Origin of the sequence: Actinophytocola sp. (assembly GCF_036402745.1) — a bacterium.
Taxonomy (GTDB): Bacteria; Actinomycetota; Actinomycetes; order Mycobacteriales; family Pseudonocardiaceae; genus Actinophytocola.
Genome location: NZ_DASWSJ010000098.1, coordinates 1 through 4,387 on the forward strand (window position 1 = coordinate 1; position 4,387 = coordinate 4,387).

General features: G+C 71.8%; 4 protein-coding genes and 1 pseudogene. All 5 read right to left on the minus strand.

Features of this window, described 5'->3' with window-relative positions:
* Positions 1-263 precede the first annotated feature (263 nt).
* Entirely contained in the window at positions 264-1,085 is an 822-nt protein-coding gene (locus VGD70_RS09700) for an ESX secretion-associated protein EspG (protein WP_331080275.1), read from the minus strand.
* A gap of 2 nt (positions 1,086-1,087) precedes the next feature.
* Entirely contained in the window at positions 1,088-1,438 is a 351-nt protein-coding gene (locus VGD70_RS09705) for a hypothetical protein (RefSeq protein WP_331080276.1), read from the minus strand.
* Positions 1,439-1,449: 11 nt separating this feature from the next.
* A complete protein-coding gene (locus VGD70_RS09710) occupies positions 1,450-2,820 on the minus strand; it encodes a hypothetical protein (RefSeq protein ID WP_331080278.1) in 1,371 nt (456 codons plus the stop codon).
* A 110-nt stretch (positions 2,821-2,930) separates the two neighbouring features.
* A complete protein-coding gene (locus tag VGD70_RS09715; protein WP_331080279.1) occupies positions 2,931-3,737 on the minus strand; it encodes an ESX secretion-associated protein EspG in 807 nt (268 codons plus the stop codon).
* Positions 3,738-4,387, minus strand: a pseudogene (locus VGD70_RS09720) (hypothetical protein); the annotation flags it as partial.

Sequence of the window (4,387 nt, forward strand, 5' to 3'; positions counted from 1 at the left end):
TGCTGACTTTGTTCGTGGTGCATACGGTTCGTCGCAATCGACGGTCCGAAGAGGACCCGATGCAGGGTCGGCACCGGCTCTAGTCCGCCTCCCCGGGATCAAAAGTGTGCGTTGCGTCCCGGCGAATAGTGCGGGTATCGAAGTGGATGGTGGCTGGGTGCCGTCACGGTCCCCTGAGGTTCCGGTGGTCGGCGCATGACTTCACCCGATGATCTATGAGACAGGCCTTAGTCCCCGGTTCTGGTCTCCCGTCGTTGCCTGCCCTACCTGCTGCTTCTGGTCTGGGACGCCAGTCTCCGCAGTTCTGTGCGAATTTCCTCGCGGGGCAACGGGTTCACGCTCATCCACGTGTCGTCGCCGGCCAGGCGGTAGCGGCCGCGTTCTGTGTCCAGCCAGCGGAGCTCCTCGCCCACCCTGCGCCACTGGTCCTCGGAATCGTCCCTGCGGGCGACGCCTGCCTGGCCGTTGCCCAGGACCGGCTGCAGGTGCGACACCATCCGGCGGGAGACGCGGTCGTCGATTCCGTGTGACCGAAGGAGGTCCTCCACCTCGGTCATCGACAGCTGCTCCGGGGCGCCCTCGGCCGGCAGGCGGGACATCATCGCCTCGAACGCGTTCTCCAGCGCCCGTCTCGGCAGGCTGAACGGAGCCGTCAGCGGCGCGTCGACCCTCGGGATCAGCCGCATCAGGTCGTCCACGGCCTCGTCCAGGGTCACGGCCTTCATGCGGACGATGCCATCCGGGTCCGACAGTTCCTGGGTCACCAGCAGCGACTCGTCCCGGTGGGTCATCAGGGCGACCGCCAGGCCGAGCTTCTCCGTCGCCAGCACCAGGTCCAGCACGCCCGTGCTGGACCGCAGCAGGAACACGAAGTCCTCGGCCACGCCCAGTGGACCGTTCTCGTCCGCCAGGCCGCGTTCGGTCAGCTGCTCGCGGGCCGCGCGGAACCGGGTGCGCTGCTCGATGTCCGTGGTCCCGGACGCCGGCACCTCCAGCGGGAACGGCGCCTCGACCTCGGCGAACGTGCACAACAGGTCGACCTCGACCGGAAGCAGCCGTTCGCCGATGTTGCTCCGCGGCTCCATGCCTAGACGAACTTGAACTTCGCCGAGTTGTCCCCGTCGACCTGCAGGTACTCAGCGGCGGTCTGCTCCGCGCTCAGCACGAACTCGTCCATGCGCCGCAGCGCCGTCTCCAACTGCCCACGCAGGCCGCGCTCGCTGCCCATCCGGTCGTTGAACTTCTCCGCCAGCTCCTGGCCGACCGGGCTCGTCCCGAGCATCGGCGCGTAGTTGGGAGTGGACAGTTCCTGGACCTGGCTGGTGATCGCCGCGAGGTCGTGGCGGACCTGGTCGACCGCCTTCGCGAACTCGCGTACCTGGTCCGGCTCGACCTGCCAGCCACCCGACGGAGAGACCGCGGAATCGTCGACGTACATGGCCTTCTCCTCTACAGCCCGATGACGGGCGGCGCCGCCTTCATGTCCGTCGAGAACGGGTCGTCCTCGATCGGCACCCTCCTGCGGTGCTCGCCGTCCTCCTCCTCGTCACGCCTGCCACCCGGCGCACCGGCACCGTAGCCACCACGGCCACCGAGCGCGCCCGCCTTGCTGAACCGCCCGCGACCGCGGTACTCCCGGTCGCCGCGACCGCCCGCGCCGCCCATGCCGCTGCCGGGGTAACCGGCGCCGCCACGGCCACCGGCCGCGCCACGTCCGTAGGCCGAACCACCGCGTCCGGCGGCCGCACCGCGTCCGTACGCCGTGCCGCCGCGGGTGGACCCGGTGCCGCGGCCGGCGCCGTAGCCACCGGGGCCGAGCGCGCCGCGGCCGCCGGTGCCGCCGAGCATGCCGGGGACGCCGTTCCAGCCGTTGCCGGAGCCGATGCCCGAGCCGGGGAAGCCACCGCCGCCGGCACCACCGCCCGCGTTCGGGCCGACGCCGGTGATCGACTGCCAGCGTCCCTCCGGACTGCCGGCGAACGACGGGTCGGTGCCGCTCCAGTCGTCCCAGTGCACCGGGTTGGGCACCGGGAGACCGGGCCGTGGGCTGCCGCCGACCGCGCCGGGCGGGGGTGCGCTGCCGCCGGGGGTGCCGATGCCGGGGTCGGGGTTGCCGCCCGGGCCGGTGCCCGGGTTGACGCCGTCGGACGGCGCGCCGAACTGCGGGGTGGCCTGGTCTACGCCGAGCAGGGCGCCCTCGTAGCGCTGCATGGTCTGCACCGCCTTGCGCTTCATCTTCTTCTTGCTGTTGCCGAAGCCGAACGCACTCGCGAGGCCACCGATCGCCGCGCCGAACGCGGCCCCGATCGGCCCTCCGACGGCGAACCCGGCCGCCGCGCCGCCGCCGGCGGTGGCGAGCCAGTTGTTCTTGGGCATGCCCGGCATCGTGTCCTGGGCCGAGCGCAGCGCGCCGCTGGCGTCCTGGATCGGGGCGGACATCTGCTGCGCGGTGCCGCCGAGCTCCTGGATCCAGGAGACGTTGCTGGTGACCTTCCGCAGTGCCGAGTCGGCCGCGGTGCCGGACCAGAACTGCATGAGGTTGCTCAGCGACCGGCGCAGGTCGTCGGAGGCGTGCACCACCGACTGGCCGTGCCGGCTCCACTCGCCCGCGAGCGCGTCGAGCTGCGCGGGGTTGGCCCGGTCGGCGACCATCTTGATCAACGGCTCGAGGCCGTAGCCGTCCCAGTTGACGCCGCCGTTGACGTAGCGGTCGTTCTCCTCACGGCGGCGTCTGCGCTCCTGCTCGGCCTGTTGCGCGGCCTGCACGGCGCGGTTCTTGGCATCCAGTGCCTGCTGGATGATCTGCTCGAAGACACCCACGGCCCCTGCTCCCCACGATCATCGATTCCGATCGTCACGGTAGCGGATCGGGCCGGTACAAGGGAGAGCCGTTGAGCTGAATTGTGGTCGACTTCCCGCAGGCAAACGAGTCAGCTCCGAAGGGATCCCGCCATCCGGCGCACCGCGCTGGACAGTTCGTTGGCATGCATGGGGTTCACGCTCATCCACTCGCCGTCGTCGCCGGGCACCAGCTGGAACCTTCCGCGCTCGGTGTCCAGCCAGCGCAGCTCCTGGCCGAACCGGCGCCACTCGTTGGCGTATCCCCCGCGGTTGGCGAGCCCGACCTGGCCGTTGCCGAGGACCGGCTGCAGGTGGCTGACCAGCCGGCGCGCCAGCCGGTCGCCGATGCCGTGGGTGGCGAGCAGGTCCTCCCACTCCTCCGGGGAGACGTCGCCGCGGTCGCGCCTGGCGAGGAGGTCGCGGTAGACGCGGTCGAGCGCGCCGGCGGGCAGGCTGAACGGCGAGGTCATGGCGGCCTCGTGGGCGGGGATGAAGCTGAGCAGCTCGTCGACGGCGTCGTCGAGGCGGAGCTCGGCCATGCACAGGGTGCCGTCGCCGGTGAGCTGCTGGGTGGTGAGGACGGCGAAGTCGCCCTGGGCCAGCAGCACGGCGCCGAGCACGTCGGTGCCGATGGACAGGACCATGTCGAGGGTGAGCGTGCAGTCCTGCAGCAGATGGGCGAACCCCTCAGCGACCCCGAGCGGCCCCCGGTCGTCGGCGAGCCCCTTGGCGGCCAGCTCCGCACCCGCGGCCCGGAGCACCGCCCGCCGCTCGCGGACGGTGGTGCCCCGCTGGGCGATCCGCAGGGGAAACGGCGGCGCGGAGTTGGCGGCGGCGCAGAGCAGATCGACCTCCGCGACCCCCAGGGAGACCGCGGACCTCGCGCTGATGATCATTTAGCGGTGACGGCCTTCGCCATGGCCGACCGTCACCGGGTCGCCCCGCCCACCACCCGACTGACCCCCACCGGCTCGATCGCCGCCGGCCCGATCGCCGCTGTGCCCAGCCGAGTCACCTCCAGGCCGATCACCACTGGTGCCGGTTGGGTCACCGCCGGAGCCACCAGGATCGGGCCGGTGGCCACCAGCTGATCCGTCGCCGGAGCCACCCTGATCCGAGCCGGGCCCACCGCGATCGGAACCGGACCCGCCTTCGCCCGAACCCGCGCCGCCATGATCCGAACCGGGATCGCCGTGGCCCGAACCGGAGCCGCCGTGCTCCGCGCCGCCATGGCCGGAGCCGCCGCCGTGATCATCGGGCCGCCCCGCCGGCCCGTCCTTGCCATCGCCCGGCCGGTCGTCCCCGCGGCCATGATCAGCGCCACCGCCGTGATCGTCGCCCCGGCCGTGGTCGTCGTCGTCGTGGTCGTCGTCGTGGTCGTCGTCGTCGCCGTAGTGGCCGTGGTCGTGGTCGTGGGCGTGGTCCGCGCCGGTGTCCTCATCGGACATGATGCCGTCGATCACGTCCGTCAGGAGTCCGCCGACATCCGGCAGGACGCCGTCGAAGGTCTGCTTCGCGTTCTCGTCCATGGCCTCGTACGACCTGG

Excerpts from the sequence above, each read along its gene's own strand:
- VGD70_RS09715 (WP_331080279.1), bottom strand. The coding sequence starts at position 3,737 with ATGATCATCAGCGCGAGGTCCGCGGTCTCCCTGGGGGTCGCGGAGGTC.
- VGD70_RS09700 (WP_331080275.1), bottom strand. The coding sequence starts at position 1,085 with ATGGAGCCGCGGAGCAACATCGGCGAACGGCTGCTTCCGGTCGAGGTC.
- VGD70_RS09705 (WP_331080276.1), bottom strand. The coding sequence starts at position 1,438 with ATGTACGTCGACGATTCCGCGGTCTCTCCGTCGGGTGGCTGGCAGGTC.